We start from the raw sequence: 24,619 nt of genomic DNA, 5'->3' as shown, positions 1-24,619 counted from the left end.
TGATGATTACACCCGGAAGCACCACAGGTCATTTACCAGGCATCAAAGAAAAAATGCTGGCTGAGGCCAAAAAAGCCTTTGCGCTCACACTGTATTTCGGAGCTTGGTTCTGCGCCCTTGCTTTTTTAGGTGCCACCTCTTTAGATGAACGCCCCATTCCTTTAAGCATATTTGGAATTGCCATAATTAAAGCAGGCTTATGCGCCAAATTTATGTTGATTGCGCAAGCGATCTTCCCGATCAATATTAATAAATCCAATGGCATCATCAAATCCCTTTTGCTTGAATCGATTTTTTACATCTTTGTTGTTCTAGCCCTGAACTATATTGAGGCTGGTATTGAAGGTCTCATGCATGGTAAAAACTTTATTGATTCCATGTCGGCGTTTGGACAGAAAAATCCGTTGAAAGTACTGGCAATGACTATTGTCTACTGGTTAATTGTCTGGCCCTATTTAGTCTTAGTCGGAATGAAGTTGGCCCTAGGTACCAATGCAACGGTCACCATTTTGTTCGGTAGAAAAAATTCTGTTGGTCAATAGTTTTTTGAAGTTGCTTGCGTTTCTTAAGTTGCTTAAGTTACTGAAGTTACTTGAGTCATTTTCATTGGCCGCATTTTCTAGAAATCTATTTTGGGCTTTTACTCTAGGTCTTTTATCTAGCAGTATTCACGCTCAAGAAATTGAGGCTCGCGCATATTCCAATGCACCGATTGGTATTAACTTTATTACGGGCGGTATTGCTCAAGCTAAAAGCGGCTCATACAAAATCACTACTGAAGCAATAAGCTTGACCCATATCCTGGATGTTGCAGGTCAATCCGGCAGGCTTTCCCTGGTGCTTCCTTATGCTGAATTATCTGGCACAGGTACCGCAAATGGCCAAGTGATCAATGCATCTGCCGAAGGTCTTTCAGACCCTATGATTAAGGCCTCCGTCAATCTGTATGGCGCACCCGCTTTGGCGGCAAGTGAGTTTAAGAATTATCAACAAGACCTCATTATTGGCGCAAGTCTTGCTGCATCCATTCCATGGGGCAAATACAACAGTGATCAAATGGTCAACGTTGGTGGCAATCGGACAGTCATTCAGCCGGGCGTTGGGGCCTCTAAAGCAGTTGGTCCATGGCGCTTAGAATTGGCTGGCATGGCATCGATTTATACGAGCAATGCCAATTACATGGGCAATAACACCCTCTCCCAAAACCCGGTGTATTCCACAGAAACCCATGTAATTTATTACTTCCCCAATACCGCTTGGATATCAGCGGATGCCACCTACTTCTTTGGTGGCCAAACCTACGTCAATGGCACGGCGGTGAACGGCTCGCAAGAAAATTGGCGATTTGGCAGCACGATTTCTTATCCGGTTGATAAACACAATGCCATTCGCCTCACCGGCAGTACTGGTGTCTATTCTCGTACTAATACAAGTTATGACATGCTGGGTATTTCTTGGCAATACCGCTGGGGCGGCGGCTTGTAGGCGTGGTCATGATTGCATGACTACAATTAGCCCTTACAGAGCATTTATACAAATCATTCAATACTGAGACAAAAATGAGCACTAAGCCAACAGATCCTAAAGCAGCGCCTGAAACAGGTTTACGTAAGGGCTTAACGAGCTATGGCGATAAAGGCTTCTCTTTATTTTTACGTAAGGCATTTATTAAAGGTGCAGGCTATACCAATAGCGCCTTGGATCGCCCTGTAATCGGCATCATTAATACTGGCAGTGCATACAACCCCTGCCATGGCAATATGCCGCAACTGATTGAAGCAGTAAAGCGTGGCGTCATGCTCGCTGGTGGCTTACCAATGGAGTTTCCGACAATCTCGATTCATGAGAGCTTTGCTGCTCCAACCAGCATGTATTTGCGCAATCTGATGTCTATGGATACTGAAGAGATGTTGCGTGCACAACCGATGGATGCCGTTGTGATGATCGGTGGCTGCGACAAAACGGTTCCCGCTCAAATGATGGGTGCTGCTTCTGCCGGATTGCCAGCGATTCAGCTGATCACAGGCTCTATGCTCACTGGCTCACATCGTAGCGAGCGTGTCGGCGCGTGTACTGACTGTCGCCGCTATTGGGGCAAGTTCCGCGCCGGTGAAATCGATGAAATTGAAAAAGATGAAGTAAATGATCAACTTGTGGCCAGCGTAGGCACTTGCTCTGTCATGGGTACTGCCAGCACGATGGCTTGTATCTCTGAAGCTTTAGGCATGACGGTTCCGGGTGGCGCTACTCCGCCGGCTGTCACTGCAGACCGCATTCGGGTGGCAGAAGAAACTGGTACTTGCGCTGTTCAAATGGCTAAAGATGGTTTGACTATCGACAAGATTCTGACGGCAGATGCTTTTGAGAATGCAATCCGGGTATTGCTGGCAATTGGTGGCTCTACCAATGGCATTGTGCACTTAGCGGCAATTGCTGGTCGCATGGGTCTTGAGATTGATCTGGATGCCCTTGACAAAATGGGCAATGAAACTCCTGTGCTAGTTGACTTAAAACCCTCCGGTGATCACTATATGGAAAATTTCCATGACGCTGGTGGTATGGCTACTTTATTGCGCGAACTCAAGCCACAATTAAAACTCAATGCAATGACAGTGACTGGCAAAACACTTGGCGAAGAAATCGATTCTGCACCGCCAAGCTTTCAACAAGATGTTGTTCGCCCCTTTGACAGGCCAATCTATCCCCGTGGCAGCATTGCCGTCCTGCATGGCAACCTTGCCCCTGGTGGCGCGATTATTAAGCAATCTGCCGCCAATGAGAAACTCATGGAACATGAAGGTCGTGCTGTGGTGTTTGAGAATGCCGAGGATCTAGCCAGCAGAATTGATAGCCCCGACTTAGATGTCACCGCTGATGACATTTTGGTTCTCAAAAATATCGGCCCCAAAGGTGCGCCTGGTATGCCTGAAGCTGGCTATATCCCTATCCCCATGAAACTAGCGCGTGCTGGTGTTAAAGATATTGTACGCATCTCGGATGGTCGTATGAGTGGCACGGCATTTGGAACGATTGTGCTACACGTTACTCCTGAATCTGCAATTGGCGGGCCCTTGGCGCATGTGCACAATGGCGATCGCATTCGCTTGAGTGTCAAGAATCGAGAAATTAGCTTATTAATTTCTGATGAAGAGTTGGCTAAGCGCGCCAAAGAGAATCCAATCACCCCGCCAACAGCTGAGCGTGGATACAAGAAACTATTCTTAGATACTGTGACACAAGCTGATCAAGGCGTTGACTTTGATTTCTTAAGAGCAGCCAAGATGGTTGGTAAAACCCCGCGCAACTAAGTATCTAGTTGCTACCGTATTGTTAAATATTTCTCAGTTCTCGGCGTAGAATTTTTCCGACATTGGATTTAGGAAGCTCGTTAATAAAGACGATTTTCCGAGGGCGTTTATAACTCACCATATGCTCTTTGCAGTATTGCAAGATATCGGCCTCAGTTAAGTGATGATTGTCCCGCACTACGTAAGCTTTAACGATTTCTCCAAGCTTACGGTGTGGCACCCCAATGACTGCGCATTCTCTAACGCCATCCATTTGGACTAAGTGATCCTCCACATCATTAGGAAACACTTTAAATCCAGCCACCACAATCATATCTTTTTTACGATCAACAATTTCTACATAGCCTTCATCGGTGATAAAACCAATATCACCCGATTTAAAGAAACCATCGGCTGTCATGCAATGCTCTGTCTCTTCTGGTTTTTTCCAATAACCTGCCATGACTTGCGGCCCCTGAATACAGATCTCCCCAGGGCTGCCATGCGAGAGTTCAACCCCGTCATCGTCAAGAATGACAAGATTGGTGCTAGGTATTGGCATGCCAATGTGCCCTGTGAAATGCTTTTCTAGTGGTGTATTGACGCAGACTACTGGCGATGTTTCTGATAATCCGTAGCCCTGTGCAATGGGTATACCCGTGAGAACCTGCCAATGGTCAGCTGTCTTCTTATGCACTGCCATGCCTCCGCCAATGGTGACTAATAACTGAGGAAGTTTTACCTTCTTAAACTCTGGCCGATGAATCAGCGCATGAAAGAGCGTATTCACACCCGGGAATATATTGATATTAGGATGCTTAAGTAGCATTTTGATAAAGCCGGTGATATCGCGTGGATTGGGAACCAAAAGTAATAAGCCGCCCTTAGCAATACCGAGCAAGGCACAAGCTGTTAAAGCAAAAATATGGGTCATCGGCAATGCGCACAGAAATACCAATTGCTGTTCTGGCTTTTGCTTGAGGCCAGGATTTAACCAGGCTTCTATCTGCATCACATTAGAGAGGATATTACGATGAAGCAAAACGGCGCCTTTAGAGGTTCCCGTCGTACCACCGGTGTATTGCAAGAAAGCAATATCTTCTAAACCAATGTAAGGCTTCTGAAAATGATGCTCGCCACCACTTTGAAGTGCGTCTTTGAAAGTAATATGGGCAAAACTCCAAGCTGGTATCAGTTTTTTAATGTCTCTGGCTACCCAATTGATCAGATGGCCTTTGAGGCCCATTAATTCGCCTGGGCTACTCACAATCACTTGCCGTATACCCTCTATTGGGTTGATTGTTTGATAGGTATGAGCAAAGTTCTCCATGGCAACCAACACTGTTGCTCCGCTATCGACCAATTGGGCCTCAAGTTCTCGGGCGGTGTAGAGTGGGTTGATATTGACCACCACATAACCAGCACGCAGAGTGCCAATCATGGCAACAAGATACTCAATGACATTGGGGTACATCAAAGCGACACGAGCACCCTTCTCTAAATTGAGAGATTGGAGATAAGAAGCAAAGTCTTTAGAGAGTCGATCGAGCTCTCTGTATGAGAAAAACTTTCCCATAGCTTCAACCGCCCTGCGCTTGCCAAAACGCACAAAGCATTCCTCGATAAAGTCAGTCAGGGATGTATGACTCAGCGGCCCAATCTCGTGTGGGACGCCTACTGGATAATTCTTTAGCCAAGGCTTAGCGGTTTCTAAGGCCATCTGAGTTTAGTAATTTGATGAACTCAGATGAGTTTCTTGGCGCTCTTGAGAAGCTTGACAGCGCCCCAACCGATAGCAAGCACCTTGCTGGCTAATTTAGGCTTGTAATGCACAAGCGCAGCAAATGCGCTGGTCCAAAGTATCGGATTACTTTTTAAGAAGTTCACAGCATCAACGCCTTTATCTGCCCACGAGAGTGGCTTCTCCCATGCCTCAAAGTGCTCACTAAATTCTTTACGCTCACGATCAGCCTGGGCTTTGAGCTCATGAAGACGAAGCTCGAGCTCCTTGAATCGCTCTCTCATTTGGAGAGTGACTCTCGATCTTTAGCAAGCTCAGCGATTGAGGCTTCAAATAACTTGGGCATCGTACGCAATGATTGCATGATCAATAAGGACAAAATGAGTCCAACCGATAAAAAAGCGCTAGTCAGCAAACCCAGAGCCATCATCCGATCAGATTCCCAACTGTAGATAACGATCAATAAAGCCAACATCACCAGGCCAAAGAATAAGAAAAATAAGGCACTTACGATCATCACTAGCAAACTGATTAATTTACTTCTGGCAATTTGCACATCCACCGAGATCAACTCGAGTCGTGTTTGCGCAATAGATGCGCCTGTGGAAACAAGATTCTTAATAGAGGAGAGTAAATTTTCTTGGGACATATCTGCTTAGCGACGGCGAATAAACAAGCCAATTAATAAACCAAGCCCAGCTGCAACACCCACCGCCTCCCAAGGGTTCCGATGCACAAAGTCATCTGCACCTTCCGCAAGCGCTTTTGCTTTGTCGGTGAGAGCACCCTCAAAATCAGAGATACTCTCTTTTGCACCGGCAATGGTTTCAAGAGCTTTTGAGCGGAGAGATCCTATGGCGCCATCCGCATGACCTTCGGTTGCCTGAATCAATGCTTCAGCATCTGACATCAATGCTTTGAATTCGCCAATTAACTGGTCAGAACTGACCGTAGCTGCTTGTGGTGAGATATCAGATTTTTTTGCGGTCATAGGAATACTCCTAGTAGAGATGCTTCTATTCTAAGCACTTCTCTGTGACGAGCCTAGTAATAGCACCGTCATACCAGCATTTCCTTCTTTAAAGCGTTTGAGATATCTTTTTAACCCAGGGCGGCGCTTTAAAAGCGTGTGATACGACACACTTCCATATCCCACATTCTCGCCAAAGAAATATTCATCCACCCTATCTGAATAGCGATTGCTTTCCAGAGCATGATGAACCGCCTTTTTAATATAGCCACCCTCACCGCTTGACCCATAACCATGGATCAGAACGATGGCTTTAATCCCCAACTCTATGCATTTACGCAATTGATCTGTTAATTGCTCTAAAGCCTCCTCAACATAGGGGCTGCCTTGCTTAATATTCAGCTCAACCGTATCGGAACTTAAACTTGGCAACTGATCAGAGTCACAGTGCGGACACTGATTAAACAATGACCGCGCATTGCCACAATCAGGACACTCAGCAATCAATGGCACCTTAGAGTCCGGAGATCAAATCATTAAGAACAGTACTTGCCTTCAAGCGTGGCGACATCTGTGGATTTGTCATCAACCATTAGATTTAGAACTTTCTGGGCCATTTCACGATTCTCCGGAGCCTTCAGATGGGCATTAATCAGGGTGGACACATCCTTTCTAATTGAGGTGTTCCCGTAACGTAAGCCTTTTAATGTTGATACTGCTTCAGCAGAAATTTGGCATTGTTGATTTACTAATGCAGATGAATCAGAAACCGTATTCGCGTACGCAAATGCTGCAACAGATATAGATGCCACTACCAGCAGATACTTTTTCATCCTAATTCCTTATTTTGTGACCACAGGTTGGGCAACAGCCCAAATCTTTTGCTTTCGACTTTCTGAGAGCGGCATACACACTGGATTCTGAAATCTCTAGTTTTCGAGCTGCCTGAGCAGCGCTCAAACCCTTCCCCACCCACTCCAAGGCTTGATGTGTTTTTGGCACCTGTCTCTTCATTTCTTCTCCCAGTAAACATACTCTACCACAGAAGTTGAGAAGTTGTGAACTTCAGTAATATAGGAATAACCCTAAATAGGGGCCCAATATTGGGATTAGCGGGGTTGTGGAGTGGAAGAAAAGAAAAAGCCGCCCGGAGGCGGCCTTTGCAAAGCAGTTAAAACTGAATTAAGCAGCTAATTTAGCAGCAGCTTTCTTTGCAGGTTTAGCAGCGTATTGGCCTTGAATATTTGCCAATGCAGCGTCAACACTCTTCTCAAAGTTTGCAAAAGCATCAGTTGCAGTAGCGCGAACTTGGTCAAACTGTTGAACTGAAGCATCAAATGCTGTTTGGAATGCAGAAACAAAAGCTTCAGCGCCAGCAGGTGCAGACTTAGTAGCTTCTTTAACAAACTTTACCAAATCATCGCGTGCATCATCAATCGAAGCGTCAACCAATTGAGCAACTTCTTTATTGCCATTGCGAACTACTGTGTTCACTTTAGCTTGATAAGCAGCGGCATACTTAGCAGCTTCTTGAGCGACTTCAGGCTGAGCCAATTTAGTTAATTGCTGTGGATCTTTGATAGCCAACAATTGTGTGCTTGCATCTTGTGCAGCAGCCAATGCGTCTTTAGCAGCAGCTTGGTTGATTTCAGCTAATTCTTGTGCGCTTTCAACAGCTACTTGGGCTAAATGTTTAGCGTTTTCAACAGCTTTAGCTTGAGCATGAGCGATTTGATCGTTTAATTGAGTTTGAAACATGACGATTCCTTTATTTAAGTAGAGGTACAAAATTTGTTGCGATGCGCCATTATAGAAAAGAATATGTTGTGCTGCAACATTTATTTGCGGCAATGCAACATATCAGTAAAAACCTCAATTTAAGTGCTTAAAACAGGGATTTGAACGCTAGAAATGAAAAAACCACCAAGTGAAGGGTGGTTTTTTAATGGGTGGCAATGAATAAAGTACTGGCGGAGACGAGAGGATTCGAACCTCCGATCAGAGTTTTAGCCCCGATGCTCCCTTAGCAGGGGAGTGCCTTCGACCAGCTCGGCCACGTCTCCGTATTTCTAACTCTTTACAACGCCCCACAGTTTAACGGATTACTGTCTTACTGTGGCCGCAAAGGGGGTTTTATGGTCCCTCTTTTGTGTTTATTGTTGTTTTACTTCTGGTCCAGCTCAAATGCCTTATGCAAGGCTCTGACTGCTAGCTCCATATATTTCTCATCAATCACTACAGAAATCTTGATTTCACTAGTGGAGATCATGAGGATATTGATGCCCTCTTCTGACAAAGTTCGGAACATTTTGCTGGCAACGCCAACATGAGAACGCATGCCCACACCAACCACTGAAACTTTAGAAACCTTCGGGTCGCCTGAAATTTCTTTTGCTTCGATATGCGCTTGCACTGTGTTCTTGAGTAGATCCAATGCTTTTTGATAATCAGCACGTGGCACGGTAAATGTAAAGTCAGTCTTGCCATCAACGGATTGGTTCTGAATAATGATGTCAACATCAATATTCGCATCTGCGATTGGTCCCAGAATTTGATAGGCAATACCTGGGCGATCAGGAACTCCTAAAACGGTAATCTTCGCTTCATCACGCGCAAAGGCGATGCCGGAAATAACTGCGGCTTCCATAGTGCTGTCCTCTTCAAATGTAATCAAGGTGCCCGACTTCATCTCGATGTCTAGGGGCATCAATGGGTCTGTCAAGGAAGACAGAACCCGGGTTTTAACTTTGTACTTACCAGCAAACTCCACTGAACGAATCTGCAAGACCTTTGAACCTAAGCTAGCCATTTCTAGCATCTCTTCAAAAGTAATCTTGTCTAGACGACGTGCATCTTCACAAACTCGAGGGTCAGTTGTATAAACACCATCGACGTCGGTGTAAATTAAACACTCATCTGCTTTAAGTGCAGCTGCCATAGCGACTGCAGAGGTATCTGAACCACCACGACCTAATGTGGTGATATTGCCTTCTGGATCAACGCCCTGGAAACCGGTGACCACTACTGCTCGACCAGCGTTCAAATCACTCAGAATTTTCTTGTCATCAATACTTTTAATGCGTGCTTTAGTAAAAGCAGAATCGGTATGAACTGTTACCTGCCAGCCAGCATAGCTGACTGCATCCACACCTTCTCGCATTAATGCTAAAGCTAGTAGGCCAGAGCTGACTTGTTCACCAGTTGATGCAATTTGATCAAGCTCGCGCGGATTTGCATCAGGATTAATTTCTTTTGCTAGACCAAGCAAGCGATTGGTTTCGCCTGACATGGCTGAAGGCACGACAACCACTTGGTGGCCAGCACGCATCCATTTAGCAACGCGTTTAGCAACATTCGCAATGCGCTCTGTTGAGCCCATTGAGGTGCCACCATATTTATGAACGATAAGAGCCATAAAAACTGTCTATTTCACTATCTGTAGCAGGAAATGAATTTCCTGAGGATCAAAAAGGCCTCATTTTACAGGGTTTTAAACCTGCTAAACCTTCTGTTGCCACTCAGGCAGCACCCTAGGTCCTGTGTGAACCAAATGCGGGTAGCTAAGACCGACCCCCGCCACTGCTATCAAATCCCCATTAATGAACAAGAGCGGCGCCTTCCGCTGCCATGGTGGAATATCGCCCTCCTGAAAGAGATTCTTGAGGGTTTTGCGTGGTGTCTTAGCTTTGATTTGAATTTTTTCTGATCCAGACCTATTTACCTGGGTGATCTGGCCCTTTTGCTGAGCCTCTTTGACCCATTTACTTGGAAGCCCCAAAGTTTTACTTGAACTGGGGATAGATTTAAAAACCCACTCACCAGCAGTTTCGTCTACGACTTGCAAAGTCCCTCGCCAAAGCCGAATGACTCTCTCATCATGCACCCACTCTAGCTGAGCATCAGCCTTTACTGCCTCAAGATCGCGCCACCATCCAGCAAGGCGCTCTTGCGAAGGCATCGTCAGCCCGCTTGCCTTCAACCAATATCTCAAAACATTATTGGCAGCAGGTAAATCCTTTTTTGCTAATTCAAGTACTTGCTTTAGCTGAACCCCATTCTTCAGAAGAATAGTTTTACCGTCTTGGGTTGCTAATCGGTCAAGCAAACCCTGCGCTTCACCAAGCAATGCTGCGCTACGCGCCAGATTAGCAATGGCTTCGGGCTGAATTTTTTCTAGTGCTGTAATGACTGTTTTACGAATGGCATTGCGACGGTATTTAGAATCTTGATTGCTCGGATCTTCAACCCACTTGAGCTTATGTTTTTTGGCATAAGCCTCAAGTTGTTTTTTACTTTGATCCAGTAAAGGGCGCCAGAGTGTAATCTTGCCATCTGTAGTCTTGAGTTTACGGCTGGCGGGCATGGCTGCCAGGCCTGCAACACCAGCACCACGCAGCAGCTGCAACAGCACTGTTTCTGCCTGATCATTTTGGTGATGCGCCAAGAAAATGTCGTTAATGTCATATTCCGCGCAGAGATCTTCAAGGGCTTCATAGCGCCCCGCTCTTGCATTCGCTTCGATATTACCCTCTTCTTTACTGAAGTGGAGTAAGCGAAAATCAAAATGGATTTGATATTTTTTGGCGAGCTTCTCGCAAAAGATCAACCAGTCATCAGCCTGTTTTTGTAAACCGTGATGAATATGAAAAGCATAGATTTCAGCAGATTTGCTTTTTGCGTGCGCTTTGCAAACGGTATCGAGCAGCACAACCGAATCGAGGCCGCCACTCAAGGCAACCGCAATTCGATTACCCGGCTTAAGGCTTGGCTGTGATTTCCTTGAACTTGCCATAACTCATTAGGCGTTCATGACGACGTTCAAGCAATGACTCTACTTCCATGCCATCAAAGGTCTTCATCGACTCACTAAGAGATTTACGCATATTGACCATCATGGTGTCATAGTCACGATGAGCGCCGCCCACAGGTTCAGCTACGATCTTATCGATTAGACCTAAGGCTTTTAATCTTTGGGCAGTCAAGCCTAGTTGTTCTGCAGCCTCGGGAGCTTTATCCGCAGTTTTCCACAGAATCGAAGCACATCCCTCTGGGGAGATCACCGAATAGGTAGAGTTTTGCAGCATCAGCACCACATCACCCATGGCAATTGCTAGAGCACCACCCGAGCCACCTTCGCCAATAATCGTAGCGATGATTGGCACTTCTAATTCGGCCTGAACATAGAGATTGCGACCAATCGCCTCAGATTGATTACGCTCTTCTGCATCAATACCAGGAAATGCTCCCGGTGTATCCACAAACGTAAAAACAGGAATGCCAAACTTTTCCGCAAGACGCATGAGGCGCATCGCTTTACGATATCCCTCAGGGCGACTCATGCCGAAGTTGCGCAGTGCACGCTCTTTGGTATCGCGGCCTTTTTGATGGCCAATCACCATACACGGCTGGTTATCAAGACGCGCCAAACCGCCAATGATGGATTGATCATCAGCAAATGTACGATCGCCATGCAGTTCATGAAAATCAGTGAATAGTGCGTTGACGTAATCCAAGGTGTAAGGACGCTGAGGATGACGAGCTACTTGGGATACCTGCCATGGTGTTAGTGCAGCATAGACATCTTTGGTGAGTTGCTGACTTTTTTCGGAAAGCGTTTTGATCTCATCGGAAATATCCACCGATGACTCATCTTGTACAAAACGCAGCTCTTCGATCTTTGTTTCTAATTCGGCGATTTGCTGCTCAAAATCCAGGAAAGTCGTTTTCATCATCTGATTTTAATATTCAACGGGGATGGGGTCGATACTTCTCCACATATACCAAGTGGCAACCGTACGCCACGGGGCCCAATTGGCTGCAACTTTCCTGGCCTCATGGCGGCTGACAGGCTCACCGCTGAAGTAATTCAGGGAAATAGCCTTAATTAAGCCAACATCATCTAGGGGCAGGATATTTGGGCGAACCATGTTAAAAATCAAGAACATTTCCGCTGTCCAACGGCCGATTCCCCGAATGGCGCTCAATTCTTTAATGACGCTCTCATCGTCCATCTCTTTCCATTGATTGGCATGCAGGCGCCCTGAGTCGAAGTGATCGGCCAAATCACGGATGTACTCAACTTTACGCCCCGATAAACCTGCTGCCCGCAATTCTTCTACGGTGAGTGCCAAAATATTTTTGGGGTTCACTTTCTTCTTGCTGGCAATCACCACTCTGTCCCAAACAGCTTGCGCAGCAGCTACCGAAATTTGTTGTCCTACGATTGCTCTAGCTAGAGTTGTGAATGCATCACCGCGAGTAACTAAAAAACCAGATCCATATTTGGGAATGAGTTTTTTGAGAATGCGATCCTGTTTCATGAGCTCGCGACAAGCTTGCTCCCAATACTCTGGAGCAACTTCTTGCAAAATGGATTTTTCTTTTACTGCAGTCACTAAGCTCTTCGCCATTCTGTCAAGCCGCCTGGCTTGTCTTCTAGAACTACGCCTTGATCTAATAGCGTCTTACGAATCAAATCTGCTTTAGCAAAATCTTTTGCTTGCTTGGATGCAACTCGCTCAGCAATTTTTTCTTGAATCTGAGCAGCGCTCAAGCCACCCTCTTGTTTTGAGTCTGCCTGCAAAAATGCCGTTGGGTCACGTTGCAAGAAATTGAGTGAAGCACCAAGCGACTTTAAGGTGCCAGCCAGCATTTGCTTCTCAGCGCCCTGTGCACGATTGACCTCAGTGGCCAAATCAAACAACACGGCAATCGCCTCGGGGGTATTGAAGTCATCATTCATCGCTTGCGCAAAGCGCTGTACCCATGAATTCTGCGGATCAAGGGTACTAGTTTGAGTTTCTGCTTGTGCCAATGCCGTATACAGCCTGCCCAAGCCAGCACGAGCCTCTTCGAGTTGAGCATCGCTGTAATTGATTGGGCTGCGGTAATGGGCCTTGAGCATAAAAAAACGCAATACTTCGGGGTCAAAGCTTTTGAGAACATCCCGAATCAAGAAAAAATTGCCTAATGACTTTGACATCTTCTCTTCGTTTACCCGAATATGGCCGTTATGCATCCAATAATTGACGAAGGGGGCATCGTCATCTTTGCGATTTTTTCCATACAAGGCCCCTTCACTCTGGGCAATTTCATTCTCATGATGAGGAAACTGCAAGTCAGCGCCACCGCCATGAATATCAAAATGTTCGCCAAGCAAGTCACAAGACATGGCAGAACACTCAATGTGCCAACCTGGGCGGCCCTCACCCCATGGAGATGCCCAGCGAGTATCTGCAGGCTCTTCGGCTTTCGTACTTTTCCAAAGGACAAAATCTAATGGATCCCGTTTACCGCCCACAATCGCAACACGTTCACCGGCATTCAGATCATCCAAGGATTTACCAGAGAGCTGACCGTATCTGGGAAGCAAGCGCACTGCAAAATTCACATCGCCATCATCTACCGAATATGCCAATTCATTTTCAATGAGCTTGCCAATCATGCCCTGCATCTGCTCAATGTAATCGGTTGCTCGTGGCTCTTGATCGGGGTGCATGAGGCCCAACTCATCAGAGTCAGCATGCATAGCATCGATAAAACGATTGGTGAGGGCGGCTATGGGCTCGCCGTTTTCAATCGCACGATTAATAATCTTGTCATCAATGTCGGTGATGTTGCGGACATACTGAACTTCATAGCCGCTGGCCCGCAACCAGCGAACCACCATATCAAACACAATCATGACTCTGGCGTGGCCAATATGGCAAAAGTCATAAACCGTCATGCCGCAGACATACATCTTCACCTTGCCCGGCACAATGGGCTTAAATACCTCTTTTGAACGACTAAGGGTGTTATAGATTTGCAGCATAGGGCTATAAAGGTGGGGCAAGTAGCGCCAATTTGTTAGACTGAGCGCTGAGTATATCGAATGAGCCAGTTTCACACCCTTTCCCCTATGCCCTTAACCATCCAAGCACCATACCCTGTTCTGATAAAGATCCTTGCTGCCATATTTACTGCTGCGTTGATCGCGGGCTGTAGCACCCCCGCCCAACAGCTTGCAGATACAGAAATGAAGGCAGCAAGCACCCAAGAATTGAAATGTGGGCCCAATACCCCCTATTTGGGCGGATACAGCCCCAATGATCCCCCCAGGACATCGGTAGATACACCTTACGACCCGCTCAATCCAGAGCTATCTGAGACTGTGGCATTGCCATTCTTATCATTCCTGATCATTGAGCCAGATCCTGTAAGTAAAAATGCAGTGCCCTCAGATATTGAAAAGTTAGTCAAAGCACGCCAATTTCCGGAGGCCATCAAACTGATTGATGCGTATTTAAAAAAATCGCCAAAAAATGTGCAGCTACGTTTTTTAAGAGCCCGCCTGCAACTTGAAATGCGCGAGCTTGAGCAAGCAAAAAAAACTTTGATTCAAATAACCCAACAATTCCCAGAGTTGCCTGAGCCCTACAACAATCTGGCGGCCATAGCAGCAAGTCAAGACAAATGGATTGAGGCAAGAGACTATTTAGAACTTGCCCTCAAATTGCGGCCAAGTTACGCGATCGCCTCGGCCAACTTAGGTGAACTCTATGTGCGACTTGGCGCGCAAGCCTATGAAGAGGCCGCCTTATCAGCACAACTCAATCAACGCCAATACTCCAATCGGGCTAAAGCATTAATGAAGCTCATTAGTCAGCCCAATAAAGCAACAACAATTCCATCCACTAACCCCCCAGAAAGTCGATCTAAATAATGTCTAAAGTACTGTTAAAAACGAATCAGGGTGACATCACCCTCAGCCTTGACTCTGCCAAGGCACCGAAGAGTGTTGCCAATTTTTTGGAATACGTGAAGAGCGGTCACTACGATGGCACCATCTTTCACCGCGTGATTAATAACTTCATGATTCAAGGCGGCGGCATGACTGCTGGCATGAAAGAGAAGTCCTCTGGCAAACAAATTGAAAATGAAGCGAACAATGGTCTGAAGAATGATCGCTACACCGTAGCGATGGCACGCACCAGCGATCCACACTCTGCTACAGCACAATTCTTTATCAACGTTAATGACAATGATTTTTTAAATCACACTGCACAGAATGCCCAAGGCTGGGGCTATGCTGTCTTTGGCAAAGTCACCGATGGCATGGATGTCGTTGATACTATTCGTAAAGTAAAGACCGCAAGCTCTGGCTTTCATCAAGATGTTCCAACTGAAGATGTGGTGATTGAAAAGGCAACCGTTCTCGAGGAATGATCCCGCAATACTCGAGTGCACTGCTCATCTCCGATATACACCTGACGCCGTCAATGCCCTTGACGGCGCAGCGTTTTTTTGACTTCTGTGAAAAAGATGCTCCCAAGGCACAGGCTGTGTTTATTCTGGGTGATTTATTTGAGTATTGGGTGGGTGATGACACTTCCCCAAGCTCACCCTTCCAGCAAGAGGTTCAACGCGCCCTTGCCAATTTATCCACCAAAACCAAAACCTATTATGTTCACGGCAATCGTGATTTCTTAATAGGGCCCGCCTTCCTGAAAAAGACAGGAATGTCCTTACTAACAGATCCTTCTTGCATTGAAATCGCCCATGAGCAATATGTTGTGTGTCACGGCGACTCACTCTGTACAGCAGATGTTGGCTATCAAATGTTTCGCAAGCTAGTGAGAAAGCCGTGGATGCAAAGAGTATTCTTGAACATGCCGCTTCACTGGCGACGCTCCATTGCCAATCGCCTTCGTAGCAATAGCTACAGTCAATACCAACGCGGAGCGAGGAAGTCATCCCAACAAAATAATGCGAGAACCAATGTCACCTTGGAGGCTTGTGCTGCATTGGCGCGGGATCGATTTGTGGATAAATTAATCCACGGCCACACTCATTTACCAGCCCATCACCAAGAGCAATTAGGTGAGCAAACCTGGCAACGTTGGGTACTTTCTGACTGGGATTTAGATCACCCTGAAAGCACTGCTCCAAGGGCTAGCGCACTATCGATCGATAGTCAGGGTGTGCGCTATCTTGATCTAGTAAAAACCTAAATAGCCGGTTTCTTGCCCTTTTACTGATGAGAGTATTTAGATAAACATTGCACCATCTGTGCAAAGATTCTTGGATTAGCAGCCATGACTTCACCGCTCTTCAGGAAACCTTCTTCCCCACGATAGTTACCAATCAAGCCACCTGACTCCGTAATCAATAAGGCGCCTGCCGCCATATCCCAAGGCTTGAGATCACTTTCAAAGAAGCCATCGTAACGACCAGCAGCAACATAAGCTAAGTCCAAAGACGCAGCACCTGGGCGACGCAAACCAGCGCACTGACGTGTCATCTCCGCAAAGATTTTGAGATATTTTTCAAGATCTTGGTCTTCACGATAGGGAAAGCCCGTGCCAAGCAAAGAATTTGCCAGGCGATCTTGAGTGGCCACGCGCAAGCGGCGGCGATCTAAATACGCGCCCGCTCCACGGGTTGCGGTAAATAGCTCATCACGCGTTGGGTCATAGACAACCGCTTGTTGTGTTGTGCCATTGACGGCCAATGCGATAGATACCGCATATTGCGGAAAGCCATGAATAAAATTGGTAGTGCCATCTAATGGATCGATGATCCAGACGTTCTCAGCATCGATATTATGTTCGCCAGTTTCTTCAGCCAAAAATCCATGTGTTGGATAGGCTTCACTCAGCGTTTCGATGATGGCCGCTTCTGCGGCCTTGTCCACCTCGGTTACGAAATCATTATGTTGTTTACGATCAACCTGCAAGCGCTCTAGATTCAGAGAAGCTCGGTTAATCACGGTTCCAGCACGACGGGCAGCTTTAACGGCCACATTTAACATGGGATGCATAAGTATTGATGGACAAATTAAATAAGAACGAGCCTGTAATATTGCCTAAACTGCAGGACAATACGAAGCTAATACCTTGATTCTAAACGATTAGCGCTTTGCACCTTCCTGGACCCTTCTAAACCCCCCATGAATACCGAGAAATACCAATTGCTACGCTGGGTTCTGGTGGAAACTAGCCACCCAGGAAATGTAGGCTCAGCGGCCCGCGCGCTCAAAACAATGGGGTTTAGTGATCTGCGCCTGATAAATCCTAAGACCAAGGATATTGCCAAAGAATCAGAGGCTATTGCCTTAGCCAGTGGTGCACTCAATGTCTTAGAGTCCTCCCAGGAATCAGAATCTTTAGCATCGACAGTTCAGGGTTGCTCGCTTGTCCTTGGCCTAACCAGTCGGGATCGAGAATTTGGTCCGCCAGCCCTAGACTGGGTAGCAGCCCGCGCGCTCATTCGCAATACAACAGCCCAGCATGGGCGGGTTGCCATGGTCTTTGGGCCCGAAAGAACGGGTCTTGATAACGAACATCTGGCCTTATGTACCCATAGGGTCTGGCTTGACGCCAATCCTGACTACCCATCACTTAATCTAGCCCAAGCACTCATGGTCTGCGCCTACACACTGAGAGAGAGCTTCGCGGAGGCTGGTGACCTAGAGATGATGGTGAATCGCGAGGAGTTAGCCGAGTTGGCCGATCCAGCAGCCATTGCGGCCATGTTGGATCATTGGCGCAAAGGTCTTGAGGCCATTGGCTACCTAGACCCCAGCAATCCCAAAAAGCTCATGCCTCGCTTACAAGCCTTATTCGCTCGGAGCAGCTTGCATAAGGAAGAAATTGATCTCTTACGTGGCATCGCCAAACAGATGCTCCTGAGAAAATAGGCGTATCCCGTTAAAATCAAATGATGTTTAATTCATTATTCGACCAAGTCGACTCCATCATTGCAAGAGACCCTGCAGCCAGAAATCGCCTTGAGGTCATTACGTGCTACCAGGGCTTGCATGCGGTTTTCTTTCACCGTGTCTCCCATTTTTTATGGAATCTTGGACTCAAGTGGATAGCCCGGGTGCTATCGATGTTTGCCCGTTTTTTTACTGGTATTGAAATACATCCTGGCGCCAAGATTGGTCGCAGAGTATTTTTAGATCACGGTCTGGGCATCGTCATTGGTGAAACCACAGAAATCGGCGATGACTGCACGATCTATCAGGGCGTTACTTTGGGTGGCACTTCACTATACAAAGGCGTTAAACGTCATCCCACTCTTGGCAAAGGCGTGGTTGTCAGCGCAGGCGCAAAAGTACTAGGTGGTTTTACGGTTGGCGATGGCGCACGCATTGGCTCAAACGCAGTTGTTCTCAAAGAAATCCCAGCAGGTGCTACTGCCGTTGGTATACCGGCACGCATCTTGCATCCAGATTTACCGCAAAGCGCGGACAGTAAAACAAAAGAATATTTTTCTGCTTATGGCGTTACACCCAATGTAGATGATCCTGTATCCATGGCGCTCAAGGGTTTAATTGATGCAACGATTGAGCAAGAAGCCAAAATTGCTGCACTAGAAAAGGCGCTAGCTAAACTGGGTAATACGCCAACTGATGCTCCAGGCTCAAGCGATACCAAGCGAGACCTAGATGCCATTAAAGAATGGCTTAAAGAGTAGCGCTGTTTAGTGAAGCGTGCGCGGGTTCGAAGTGCGCAAGCCCAAAGTACTACTCAGGAACTCTTCCTCTTCAGCATCTTCCCCATCGTCGTTTGGCATTCCAAAGGTAAAGCTCTCGCCACCTTCTGGATGGCGGTTTTGAATTTCATCTTCTGTAGCTGCACGCACATCTTCCACTTGAACCCAGAAACGCAATGCCATGCCTGCTAGGGGATGGTTGCCATCTAATACCACCTGACTATCTGCAACATCAGTCACTGTGTAGATGAGTGGCTCGTCATCTGAATCTGATTCATCGGCTACTTCCAATTCTTCATCAGCATCAGGCACACCTTCAAATTGCATCCCAATTTCAAGCGGCTCTGGAAAACGAGTACGGGGCTCAATCTTTAAAAGTTCAGGGTCATATTCCCCGAAAGCCTCGCTAGGTTCCAACTGAACCGTTGTCTCGTAGCCAATATCTTGACCATCCAAGAGACTTTCAATTTTTGGGAAAGTGCCCTCGTAACCACCATGCAGGTATACCATCGGAGAATCTGGTTCTTCGATAACATTATTTTGCGCATCGGTTAACTTGTAGCGAAGGGATACGATGGTATTTTTTTCAATCTTCATGCGAAATCTATCGAACATTTGTTTTTAATGAGTTTTTGCTAAGCTTTTTACTTTATGACTCCATTTTACTTGAGCAAACCCTATCAGCCGCCCCAGGCACCGCAAAACCTGCCTCTAAATGAGTCCTGGGCCTTATTTGGGGGGATTAGCCCAGATTTATTCATGAAGCGGTATTGGCATAAAAAGCCCTTACTAGTCCGCGGGGCCATCCCTGCATTTGCGCTAGCATCACAAGATCAGGAAAGCCTGGTGAGCCCTATTTCAGCTGATGAATTAGTCGAATTTGCAGCTCAAGATACCGTTGAATCTCGACTCATTAAAGCTGGGCCATGGAGCTTTAATACCGGTCCGTTTTCAAAAAAAATGATTCCAGCATTCAGTAAACCCAATTGGACACTTCTACTTCAAGGCATGGAAGCACACCACCCTGCTGCTGCAAAAATTCTTTCTTGGTTTCGTTTTATTCCAGACGCTCGTCTCGATGACTTAATGATCAGCGTTGCCGGGATTGGTGGCGGCGTTGGACCTCATTTTGATTCCTATGATGTCTTTTTAATCCAAATGTCTGGTCGTAGACGCTGGCAGATTTCAGAGCAGGAAGATTTAAGTCTGACCCCAAATTTACCGCTCAAGATTTTGCAACACTTTAAGCCTGAGCAGGAATGGGTATTGGAGCCAGGGGATATGCTTTACTTACCGCCCCACGTTGCTCACGATGGCATCGCTCTGGATGCAGGCTGTCAAACTTGGTCGGTTGGCTTTCGCTCTCCTAGCTTCAAAGAGTTATTACAAGAAGGACTGTGGCGACTCGCTGAATCATTGGAAGATATTCCAGAGCTTGAGAAAAAATTTGCTGACCCGAAACAAAAGGCAGCCACTCATGCGGAACAGCTGCCCGAAGAGCTGATTGAGCAAATTACACAAAAACTGCGTCATCTGAAATTGGATCGTGTTGACCGTTTTTTACCTGGAATTACAGCCTACTTATCCGAACCCAAACAACAGGCATTTTTTGATAGCCCAATAAATCCATTAAATCCCACCCTGTTTACCAAGAATCTTGCTACTAAAAGACTGCTTCTCAACCCCCAAACACGCATCCTTAGTCTGGGTAAAGCAGTTTTTTGTAACGGGGAGAATATGAGCCAGGGGCAGACAAAGGATATTGCCCAAGCTTGGCGATCCCTAGCTGCCAAGAAAAGCCTTTTATCCAAAAAACTTCCAGTGAGCGGCCAGAGCAGTCTTTATGAGGCCTACCTCGCTGGCTGGCTGGTTTTTGAGGTCTAAATTCAAGGATGGATATAATAAATACTGGAAATCACCTAGGGATAATCCCTTGGAATTTTCAACACAATTACCGGTAATTGTTGTTACATTTTTTAAGAGGAAATTACAAATGAAGAAGTCACTCGTATTCGTTGCAATGTTAGCTATCGCTTTGGCCGCTTGCGGTAAAAAAGAAGAAGCAAAACCTGCTGAAGCTCCTGCTGCCGCTCCTGCTGCTCCTGCTGCTGAAGCTCCTGCTGCTGCTCCTGCCGCTCCAGCTGCACCTGCTGCTCCTGCTGCTGATGCTAAGAAGTAATCTTCTTCATGAAGAAAAAAAGCCGCTGAAGAGCGGCTTTTTTATTGCTTAAAGTTACTCTAACTTTCTAGCTTATTTGGTTAACTGATCAGTTAGCAAAGTGAGCAGTTGAATACCAGCTGGGCTGTTCTCCGGCTTACCCTCAGCATCCTGCACATAGACATTCGCTGAATTTTCACCAGTGCTCTTCACAATCACTTGATATTTCTTAGCCTGCAACTTTGAATCATCTTTGCTACTAAAAAGGTTGGTGAAGAAACCTTTTTTCTCGCCGACATCCTTAGCGTTGATGTAACGCACGTAGTAAACACCGTTAGAACGATTACGATCCTCAACAGTAAAGTTAGAGCGATCTAGAGCCAATCCAATATCGCGCCATGATCGATCAAAGCCAGCGCTCAACTCGATATAACCCTGATTGTTAGCCTCTTGCACTAATTTTGCCTTAGGGGTCTTTGGGCCCAAAGGTACGGCAACCATTGCCTTGGCTTGCTCTTGAGTCATGCCAAGACGCTCCATTAAGCGCGCCAAGAATACCGCCTCTAATTCTGGGTCATTCGGGCGGCTTGTCCAAATAGTATAAAGACAAGCATCACCAGCCGTATCGGTTACGCATTTTTCAAGTGCGCCCTTTTGAGTAATATAAATCTCAGTCTCATCAGGTTTAGGTGCCTCCAAGCGGGTTTTGTACTTATCACGTTCACCGGTATCGTAAACTGAATTGAGAACGCTACCGAGTGCTGAGCGGATAAAGTCTTGCGGAATCTTGCCGCGGTTTTCTGCCCAATCCGTTTCCATAATGCCAGTTGAAGGTGAATCAATGGTCAATAAGAAGCCATTCTCTTGCCAGAAATCTTTTACTTGTGGATATAACTCAGTAGCAGGTTTTTCAACTACTAACCAACGACGCTCACCATCACGTGCAATACGCATACCCGGAATGCCAGTCATCACGTTGTTACGCATCTGCACTGATTTTTTCATGGCTGCGTTGTATTCAGACATGGTTGCAGTACCGTCTTGCACAATGTAGCGACGATCCGCTTGAGCAGTAATCAAATCAGGGGGATAAGACAAATTAGGACCACGCACTGCCCCGGTCGCTTTGTAATCTACCGTATCGCTACTGGTAACAGATTTACACGCTGTTAGTCCGGAGACCAATGTAATAACCAAACCCAAAATTGCGATGTAGCGGCGAAGTATTTGCATCAAATTCATCATATCAAGTTAGCCTGTTTTAATGCTGCCTTTAAGGGCTCACGTAAGGAAGCGCTTAAAGGGGTTAACGGCAAGCGAATGCCCGCAGTGATCTTACCCATTTCATGGAGGGCCCATTTCACTGGGATTGGGTTTGCCTCTGTAAACATTGCTTTATGTACCGCTAGTAATTGGTATTGAATCTCACGGGTTTTTTTCACATCATCTGACATCGCTGCAACACACAGCTCATGCATTAAGCGTGGTGCAACATTCGCTGTTACAGAAATATTCCCTTTGCCACCCATGAGCATCAACATTGCTGCAGTTAAATCATCGCCAGAGAAGACTGAGAAATTGCCATGACCCGTACGCTTCAAATCAGCCATTAATAATGTGCCACGCTCTAAGCTACCAGTGGCATCTTTAATCGCGATGATTCCAGGTACACCTGCAAGACGCACCACGGTATCGCCCGCTAAATCAGCCACAGTGCGGCCCGGAACGTTATACAAAATGACCGGTAGATCAACAGACTCTGCAATTTTTTTGAAGTGGGCATACATACCCTCTTGCGTTGGCTTGTTGTAATAAGGAACTACCTGCAAACTGGCATCTGCACCAACTTTTTTAGCAAACTCAGTTAATTCAATTGCCTCAATTGTGGAGTTACCACCAGTACCGGCAATTACAGGAATGCGGCCAGCGATGTGCTCTACCGCTACACGAATGAGTTCACAGTGCTCTTGGACAGAGACCGTAGGAGACTCGCCGCTTGTACCCACAATCACGATGCCATCAGAGCCTTCGGCTACATGCCAATCTAATAAAGATCGTAGGCTGGCGTAGTCCAAACTACCATCTTCATGCATTGGCGTAACAATAGCTGGCATGCTGCCAGAAATGGTCTTTTTGCCGCCTGTAGATTGAGCTGTATTTGTCACCGAATATGTACCGATATTGACTGTCTTAACCTTGAAATTGTAACGGAATGCGGCTTTTTAACGCGTCTTTTACAGCGCAAAGGCGCTGAACCATAGCTGGTTTGGGCTGATCCACATAAATATCCTCGTACGCCACTACTTGGAGGCCATGACGGGCTGCAAAAGCCAACAATTCCCCAGGATTTAAAAGGAAATTGGGGTTGGATGGTTTCCCAAACTCCGCATTTCCCTGGGCGAAAGTTTCATAGATCAAAATCCCCTGTTTTTTTAGAAGCTCAGGCAAACGATCAAGATGAGGACGAAACAGGTAATTAGTCACTACGATGCCGTCAAAGCAAGTCCCGAGCAAAGGCCAAACATCTTGTTCAAGATTGAGGCATTTTGGGGTGATGGCGGGAGAGTTTAACTGCTCTACTCCTGAGATATCTCGGTCAACTGCCAAAACAGAGTGCCCCAGATTAGCTAATAACTGAGCATGACGGCCCGACCCACAGGCCAGATCCAGAACTGCCCCACCCTGAGGAATGAGTGGCGCAAAGCGCCTCACCCAAGGGGACGCACTCACAATCACATCATGCGCACTAGACAAGTTTTGACTCAGTCGTAAGCAAGGCCCATTGCTTCACGGACCTCGCGCATCGTTTCTTGCGCAACCTTACGAGCCTGATCGCAACCATCAGCAATAATCGAACGCAACAAACTGGGATCATCTAAATATTTCTGAGCACGCTCGAACATAGGTTGCTGCTCTGCCAGAATGGCATCAATCACCGGCTGCTTACACTCAAGGCAGCCAATACCTGCAGATTTACAAGCTTTATCAACCCACTGCTTCGTCTCTTCGCTAGAGTACACGGTATGCAATTGCCATACTGGGCAACGCGCGGGATCGCCGGGATCTGTTCTGCGGACGCGAGCCGGATCCGTTGGCATCGTCCTAATTTTCTTGATCACCTCTTCGGGTTGCTCACGAATGCTAATGGTGTTGCCATAAGACTTCGACATTTTTTGACCATCAATCCCCGGCATACGTGACGCAGCGGTTAATAACGCCTGCGGCTCCGGAAGAATAATTTTGCGAGAACCCTCTAAGAAACCAAATAACCGCTCACGATCAGCCATCGATAAACTTTGCGCTTCCTGTAACAATGCCTTGGCTTGCTCTAATGCTTCATCATCACCGCGCTCCTGAAATGCCACGCGTAGCTCCGCATACATCTTGGCGCGTTTGCTGCCAAGCTTCTTGACCGCCTCCAACGCCTTTTCCTCAAAGCCAGGTTCACGACCATACAAATAATTAAAGCGACGCGCTACTTCACGCGTCATCTCTACGTGAGGTACTTGATCTTCACCAACGGGCACAAACTGTGCGCGGTAAATCAAAATATCAGCAGCCTGAAGTAATGGGTAACCTAAGAAGCCATAGGTTTGTAGATCTTTTTCTTTTAACTTTTCAATCTGGTCTTTATAGGTTGGCACTCGCTCAAGCCAGCCCAATGGAGTTCCCATGGACAACAGCAAGAAAAGTTCTGCGTGCTCGGGTACCTTGCTCTGAATAAACAAGGTTGCTTGATTTGGGTCGACACCTGCTGCCAACCAATCAATCACCATATCCCAAACGGATTGTTCAATCACATCGGGAGTTTCATAATGAGTGGTTAAAGCGTGCCAGTCAGCCACAAAGAAAAAGCATGGATACTCAGACTGCAAGCGCACCCAATTCTTCAGGACGCCATGGTAGTGGCCAAGATGCAAGTTACCCGTAGGTCGCATACCAGAGAGAACGCGTTCAGCAAACATCTTTATTCTTTATCTTTG

At 46.6% G+C, this 24,619-nt stretch carries 28 protein-coding genes and 1 tRNA gene; 10 read left to right on the top strand and 19 right to left on the bottom strand.

Annotation, left to right across the window (positions count from 1 at the left end; genetic code table 11):
* Nucleotides 1-2 precede the first annotated feature (2 nt).
* From AOC07_RS04215 to AOC07_RS04205, 3 genes are all read left to right on the top strand, one after another.
* Nucleotides 3-542: a hypothetical protein gene (locus tag AOC07_RS04215; RefSeq protein WP_215294134.1), complete on the top strand. Its 540-nt coding sequence runs from the start codon at nucleotides 3-5 to the stop codon at nucleotides 540-542.
* On the top strand, nucleotides 493-1,485 hold the full coding sequence (locus AOC07_RS04210; RefSeq protein WP_215358280.1) for a transporter: 993 nt from the start codon (nucleotides 493-495) through the stop codon (nucleotides 1,483-1,485). The genes AOC07_RS04215 and AOC07_RS04210 overlap by 50 nt, the downstream gene beginning before the upstream one ends.
* 74 nt (nucleotides 1,486-1,559) lie before the next feature.
* Complete coding sequence (locus AOC07_RS04205) at nucleotides 1,560-3,308, top strand: IlvD/Edd family dehydratase (RefSeq protein ID WP_215294132.1); 1,749 nt, start codon at nucleotides 1,560-1,562, stop codon at nucleotides 3,306-3,308.
* Between the two features lie 22 nt (nucleotides 3,309-3,330).
* Here the strand turns inward: AOC07_RS04205 and AOC07_RS04200 are convergent, their stop codons facing one another.
* The 13 genes from AOC07_RS04200 to cysS form a co-directional block, all read right to left on the bottom strand.
* Nucleotides 3,331-5,007 carry an AMP-binding protein gene (locus AOC07_RS04200; RefSeq protein WP_215358278.1) on the bottom strand — a complete coding sequence of 559 codons (1,677 nt, stop codon included), beginning with the start codon at nucleotides 5,005-5,007 and terminating at the stop codon, nucleotides 3,331-3,333.
* A 23-nt stretch (nucleotides 5,008-5,030) separates the two neighbouring features.
* On the bottom strand, nucleotides 5,031-5,312 hold the full coding sequence (locus AOC07_RS04195) for a YqjK-like family protein (protein ID WP_215294130.1): 282 nt from the start codon (nucleotides 5,310-5,312) through the stop codon (nucleotides 5,031-5,033).
* Nucleotides 5,309-5,677 (bottom strand): phage holin family protein, encoded by a 369-nt coding sequence (locus AOC07_RS04190; protein WP_215294129.1) that lies wholly within the window; start codon nucleotides 5,675-5,677, stop codon nucleotides 5,309-5,311. Before AOC07_RS04190 ends, AOC07_RS04195 begins: the two co-directional genes overlap by 4 nt.
* Nucleotides 5,678-5,683: 6 nt before the next feature.
* The gene (locus AOC07_RS04185; RefSeq protein ID WP_215294128.1) at nucleotides 5,684-6,019 is read right to left on the bottom strand and encodes a YqjD family protein; all 336 of its coding nucleotides are present in this window, start codon (nucleotides 6,017-6,019) and stop codon (nucleotides 5,684-5,686) included.
* 30 nt (nucleotides 6,020-6,049) lie between these two features.
* Nucleotides 6,050-6,511 (bottom strand): Smr/MutS family protein, encoded by a 462-nt coding sequence (locus AOC07_RS04180; RefSeq protein WP_215294127.1) that lies wholly within the window; start codon nucleotides 6,509-6,511, stop codon nucleotides 6,050-6,052.
* 23 nt (nucleotides 6,512-6,534) lie between these two features.
* The gene (locus tag AOC07_RS04175) at nucleotides 6,535-6,831 is read right to left on the bottom strand and encodes a hypothetical protein (protein ID WP_215294126.1); all 297 of its coding nucleotides are present in this window, start codon (nucleotides 6,829-6,831) and stop codon (nucleotides 6,535-6,537) included.
* Nucleotides 6,832-7,180: 349 nt separating this feature from the next.
* Nucleotides 7,181-7,756, bottom strand: a complete 576-nt coding sequence (locus AOC07_RS04170) for a phasin family protein (RefSeq protein WP_215358276.1) — start codon at nucleotides 7,754-7,756, stop codon at nucleotides 7,181-7,183.
* A 210-nt stretch (nucleotides 7,757-7,966) separates the two neighbouring features.
* Nucleotides 7,967-8,061 (bottom strand) — tRNA-Ser (locus AOC07_RS04165).
* A gap of 101 nt (nucleotides 8,062-8,162) precedes the next feature.
* Entirely contained in the window at nucleotides 8,163-9,413 is a 1,251-nt protein-coding gene (locus AOC07_RS04160; RefSeq protein ID WP_215294124.1) for an aspartate kinase, read from the bottom strand.
* Nucleotides 9,414-9,497: 84 nt separating this feature from the next.
* Nucleotides 9,498-10,790, bottom strand: coding sequence for a tRNA lysidine(34) synthetase TilS (gene tilS, locus AOC07_RS04155; protein ID WP_215358274.1), 1,293 nt, complete (start codon nucleotides 10,788-10,790; stop codon nucleotides 9,498-9,500).
* Entirely contained in the window at nucleotides 10,756-11,727 is a 972-nt protein-coding gene (locus tag AOC07_RS04150; RefSeq protein WP_215358453.1) for an acetyl-CoA carboxylase carboxyltransferase subunit alpha, read from the bottom strand. The genes tilS and AOC07_RS04150 overlap by 35 nt, the downstream gene beginning before the upstream one ends.
* Nucleotides 11,728-11,736: 9 nt before the next feature.
* Nucleotides 11,737-12,408, bottom strand: coding sequence for a DNA-3-methyladenine glycosylase (locus AOC07_RS04145; protein WP_215358272.1), 672 nt, complete (start codon nucleotides 12,406-12,408; stop codon nucleotides 11,737-11,739).
* Nucleotides 12,393-13,811, bottom strand: a complete 1,419-nt coding sequence (gene cysS / locus AOC07_RS04140) for a cysteine--tRNA ligase (protein WP_215358270.1) — start codon at nucleotides 13,809-13,811, stop codon at nucleotides 12,393-12,395. Before cysS ends, AOC07_RS04145 begins: the two co-directional genes overlap by 16 nt.
* Before the next feature lie 60 nt (nucleotides 13,812-13,871).
* Here cysS and AOC07_RS04135 point away from each other — a divergent pair, with 60 nt between their 5' ends.
* From AOC07_RS04135 to AOC07_RS04125, 3 genes are read left to right on the top strand one after another with little or no spacing between them, the layout of a single operon-like run.
* The gene (locus tag AOC07_RS04135) at nucleotides 13,872-14,702 is read left to right on the top strand and encodes a M48 family metallopeptidase (RefSeq protein ID WP_251369696.1); all 831 of its coding nucleotides are present in this window, start codon (nucleotides 13,872-13,874) and stop codon (nucleotides 14,700-14,702) included.
* Nucleotides 14,702-15,205 carry a peptidylprolyl isomerase gene (locus AOC07_RS04130; RefSeq protein WP_215294120.1) on the top strand — a complete coding sequence of 168 codons (504 nt, stop codon included), beginning with the start codon at nucleotides 14,702-14,704 and terminating at the stop codon, nucleotides 15,203-15,205. Before AOC07_RS04135 ends, AOC07_RS04130 begins: the two co-directional genes overlap by 1 nt.
* The gene (locus AOC07_RS04125; RefSeq protein WP_215358268.1) at nucleotides 15,202-15,990 is read left to right on the top strand and encodes a UDP-2,3-diacylglucosamine diphosphatase; all 789 of its coding nucleotides are present in this window, start codon (nucleotides 15,202-15,204) and stop codon (nucleotides 15,988-15,990) included. Before AOC07_RS04130 ends, AOC07_RS04125 begins: the two co-directional genes overlap by 4 nt.
* A 20-nt stretch (nucleotides 15,991-16,010) precedes the next feature.
* Here AOC07_RS04125 and AOC07_RS04120 read toward each other — a convergent pair whose 3' ends face one another.
* Nucleotides 16,011-16,799, bottom strand: coding sequence for an inositol monophosphatase family protein (locus AOC07_RS04120; protein WP_215294118.1), 789 nt, complete (start codon nucleotides 16,797-16,799; stop codon nucleotides 16,011-16,013).
* A gap of 129 nt (nucleotides 16,800-16,928) precedes the next feature.
* Here AOC07_RS04120 and AOC07_RS04115 point away from each other — a divergent pair, with 129 nt between their 5' ends.
* Both AOC07_RS04115 and cysE read left to right on the top strand, forming a co-directional pair.
* Nucleotides 16,929-17,678 (top strand): RNA methyltransferase, encoded by a 750-nt coding sequence (locus AOC07_RS04115; RefSeq protein ID WP_215358266.1) that lies wholly within the window; start codon nucleotides 16,929-16,931, stop codon nucleotides 17,676-17,678.
* Between the two features lie 23 nt (nucleotides 17,679-17,701).
* The gene (gene cysE / locus AOC07_RS04110; RefSeq protein ID WP_215294301.1) at nucleotides 17,702-18,460 is read left to right on the top strand and encodes a serine O-acetyltransferase; all 759 of its coding nucleotides are present in this window, start codon (nucleotides 17,702-17,704) and stop codon (nucleotides 18,458-18,460) included.
* A 6-nt stretch (nucleotides 18,461-18,466) separates the two neighbouring features.
* On the opposite strand, the gene AOC07_RS04105 is transcribed toward cysE, so the two are convergent.
* Nucleotides 18,467-19,075 carry a peptidylprolyl isomerase gene (locus tag AOC07_RS04105; protein WP_251371729.1) on the bottom strand — a complete coding sequence of 203 codons (609 nt, stop codon included), beginning with the start codon at nucleotides 19,073-19,075 and terminating at the stop codon, nucleotides 18,467-18,469.
* 249 nt (nucleotides 19,076-19,324) lie between these two features.
* Between AOC07_RS04105 and AOC07_RS04100 the strand changes: the two genes are divergently transcribed.
* Nucleotides 19,325-20,362 carry a cupin domain-containing protein gene (locus AOC07_RS04100; RefSeq protein ID WP_371816727.1) on the top strand — a complete coding sequence of 346 codons (1,038 nt, stop codon included), beginning with the start codon at nucleotides 19,325-19,327 and terminating at the stop codon, nucleotides 20,360-20,362.
* 109 nt (nucleotides 20,363-20,471) lie between these two features.
* Nucleotides 20,472-20,657, top strand: coding sequence for a hypothetical protein (locus tag AOC07_RS04095; protein ID WP_215294114.1), 186 nt, complete (start codon nucleotides 20,472-20,474; stop codon nucleotides 20,655-20,657).
* A 72-nt stretch (nucleotides 20,658-20,729) separates the two neighbouring features.
* Here the strand turns inward: AOC07_RS04095 and bamC are convergent, their stop codons facing one another.
* The 4 genes from bamC to AOC07_RS04075 all read right to left on the bottom strand — a co-directional run bounded on the left by bamC (nucleotide 20,730) and on the right by AOC07_RS04075 (nucleotide 24,601).
* Nucleotides 20,730-21,881, bottom strand: coding sequence for an outer membrane protein assembly factor BamC (bamC, locus tag AOC07_RS04090; protein ID WP_215358260.1), 1,152 nt, complete (start codon nucleotides 21,879-21,881; stop codon nucleotides 20,730-20,732).
* Entirely contained in the window at nucleotides 21,878-22,750 is an 873-nt protein-coding gene (dapA, locus tag AOC07_RS04085; protein ID WP_215358451.1) for a 4-hydroxy-tetrahydrodipicolinate synthase, read from the bottom strand. Before dapA ends, bamC begins: the two co-directional genes overlap by 4 nt.
* Before the next feature lie 76 nt (nucleotides 22,751-22,826).
* Entirely contained in the window at nucleotides 22,827-23,390 is a 564-nt protein-coding gene (locus tag AOC07_RS04080) for a bifunctional 2-polyprenyl-6-hydroxyphenol methylase/3-demethylubiquinol 3-O-methyltransferase UbiG (protein ID WP_251371728.1), read from the bottom strand.
* 8 nt (nucleotides 23,391-23,398) lie between these two features.
* Entirely contained in the window at nucleotides 23,399-24,601 is a 1,203-nt protein-coding gene (locus tag AOC07_RS04075; protein WP_215358259.1) for a tryptophan--tRNA ligase, read from the bottom strand.
* Between the last annotated feature and the right edge of the window lie 18 nt (nucleotides 24,602-24,619).

Origin of the sequence: Polynucleobacter sp. UB-Raua-W9 (genome assembly GCF_018687435.1) — a bacterium.
GTDB lineage: Bacteria > Pseudomonadota > Gammaproteobacteria > Burkholderiales > Burkholderiaceae > Polynucleobacter.
The sequence above is the reverse complement of the archived record's forward strand: the minus strand, read 5'-3'. Positions and strand labels throughout refer to the sequence as shown.

Bases quoted from the DNA above. Each gene is read 5' to 3' on its own strand.
- AOC07_RS04115 (WP_215358266.1), top strand. From the start codon at position 16,929: ATGAATACCGAGAAATACCAATTGCTACGCTGGGTTCTGGTGGAAACT.
- cysS (WP_215358270.1), bottom strand. From the start codon at position 13,811: ATGCTGCAAATCTATAACACCCTTAGTCGTTCAAAAGAGGTATTTAAG.
- bamC (WP_215358260.1), bottom strand. From the start codon at position 21,881: ATGATGAATTTGATGCAAATACTTCGCCGCTACATCGCAATTTTGGGT.
- AOC07_RS04105 (WP_251371729.1), bottom strand. From the start codon at position 19,075: ATGAAGATTGAAAAAAATACCATCGTATCCCTTCGCTACAAGTTAACC.
- AOC07_RS04150 (WP_215358453.1), bottom strand. From the start codon at position 11,727: ATGAAAACGACTTTCCTGGATTTTGAGCAGCAAATCGCCGAATTAGAA.
- AOC07_RS04170 (WP_215358276.1), bottom strand. From the start codon at position 7,756: ATGTTTCAAACTCAATTAAACGATCAAATCGCTCATGCTCAAGCTAAA.
- AOC07_RS04200 (WP_215358278.1), bottom strand. From the start codon at position 5,007: ATGGCCTTAGAAACCGCTAAGCCTTGGCTAAAGAATTATCCAGTAGGC.
- AOC07_RS04130 (WP_215294120.1), top strand. From the start codon at position 14,702: ATGTCTAAAGTACTGTTAAAAACGAATCAGGGTGACATCACCCTCAGC.
- AOC07_RS04145 (WP_215358272.1), bottom strand. From the start codon at position 12,408: ATGGCGAAGAGCTTAGTGACTGCAGTAAAAGAAAAATCCATTTTGCAA.
- AOC07_RS04125 (WP_215358268.1), top strand. From the start codon at position 15,202: ATGATCCCGCAATACTCGAGTGCACTGCTCATCTCCGATATACACCTG.
- dapA (WP_215358451.1), bottom strand. From the start codon at position 22,750: ATGCCAGCTATTGTTACGCCAATGCATGAAGATGGTAGTTTGGACTAC.
- AOC07_RS04205 (WP_215294132.1), top strand. From the start codon at position 1,560: ATGAGCACTAAGCCAACAGATCCTAAAGCAGCGCCTGAAACAGGTTTA.
- AOC07_RS04190 (WP_215294129.1), bottom strand. From the start codon at position 5,677: ATGTCCCAAGAAAATTTACTCTCCTCTATTAAGAATCTTGTTTCCACA.
- AOC07_RS04135 (WP_251369696.1), top strand. From the start codon at position 13,872: ATGAGCCAGTTTCACACCCTTTCCCCTATGCCCTTAACCATCCAAGCA.
- AOC07_RS04120 (WP_215294118.1), bottom strand. From the start codon at position 16,799: ATGCATCCCATGTTAAATGTGGCCGTTAAAGCTGCCCGTCGTGCTGGA.
- AOC07_RS04195 (WP_215294130.1), bottom strand. From the start codon at position 5,312: ATGAGAGAGCGATTCAAGGAGCTCGAGCTTCGTCTTCATGAGCTCAAA.
- cysE (WP_215294301.1), top strand. From the start codon at position 17,702: ATGTTTAATTCATTATTCGACCAAGTCGACTCCATCATTGCAAGAGAC.
- AOC07_RS04075 (WP_215358259.1), bottom strand. From the start codon at position 24,601: ATGTTTGCTGAACGCGTTCTCTCTGGTATGCGACCTACGGGTAACTTG.
- AOC07_RS04210 (WP_215358280.1), top strand. From the start codon at position 493: ATGCAACGGTCACCATTTTGTTCGGTAGAAAAAATTCTGTTGGTCAAT.
- AOC07_RS04160 (WP_215294124.1), bottom strand. From the start codon at position 9,413: ATGGCTCTTATCGTTCATAAATATGGTGGCACCTCAATGGGCTCAACA.
- AOC07_RS04175 (WP_215294126.1), bottom strand. From the start codon at position 6,831: ATGAAAAAGTATCTGCTGGTAGTGGCATCTATATCTGTTGCAGCATTT.
- tilS (WP_215358274.1), bottom strand. From the start codon at position 10,790: ATGGCAAGTTCAAGGAAATCACAGCCAAGCCTTAAGCCGGGTAATCGA.
- AOC07_RS04095 (WP_215294114.1), top strand. From the start codon at position 20,472: ATGAAGAAGTCACTCGTATTCGTTGCAATGTTAGCTATCGCTTTGGCC.
- AOC07_RS04185 (WP_215294128.1), bottom strand. From the start codon at position 6,019: ATGACCGCAAAAAAATCTGATATCTCACCACAAGCAGCTACGGTCAGT.
- AOC07_RS04215 (WP_215294134.1), top strand. From the start codon at position 3: ATGATTACACCCGGAAGCACCACAGGTCATTTACCAGGCATCAAAGAA.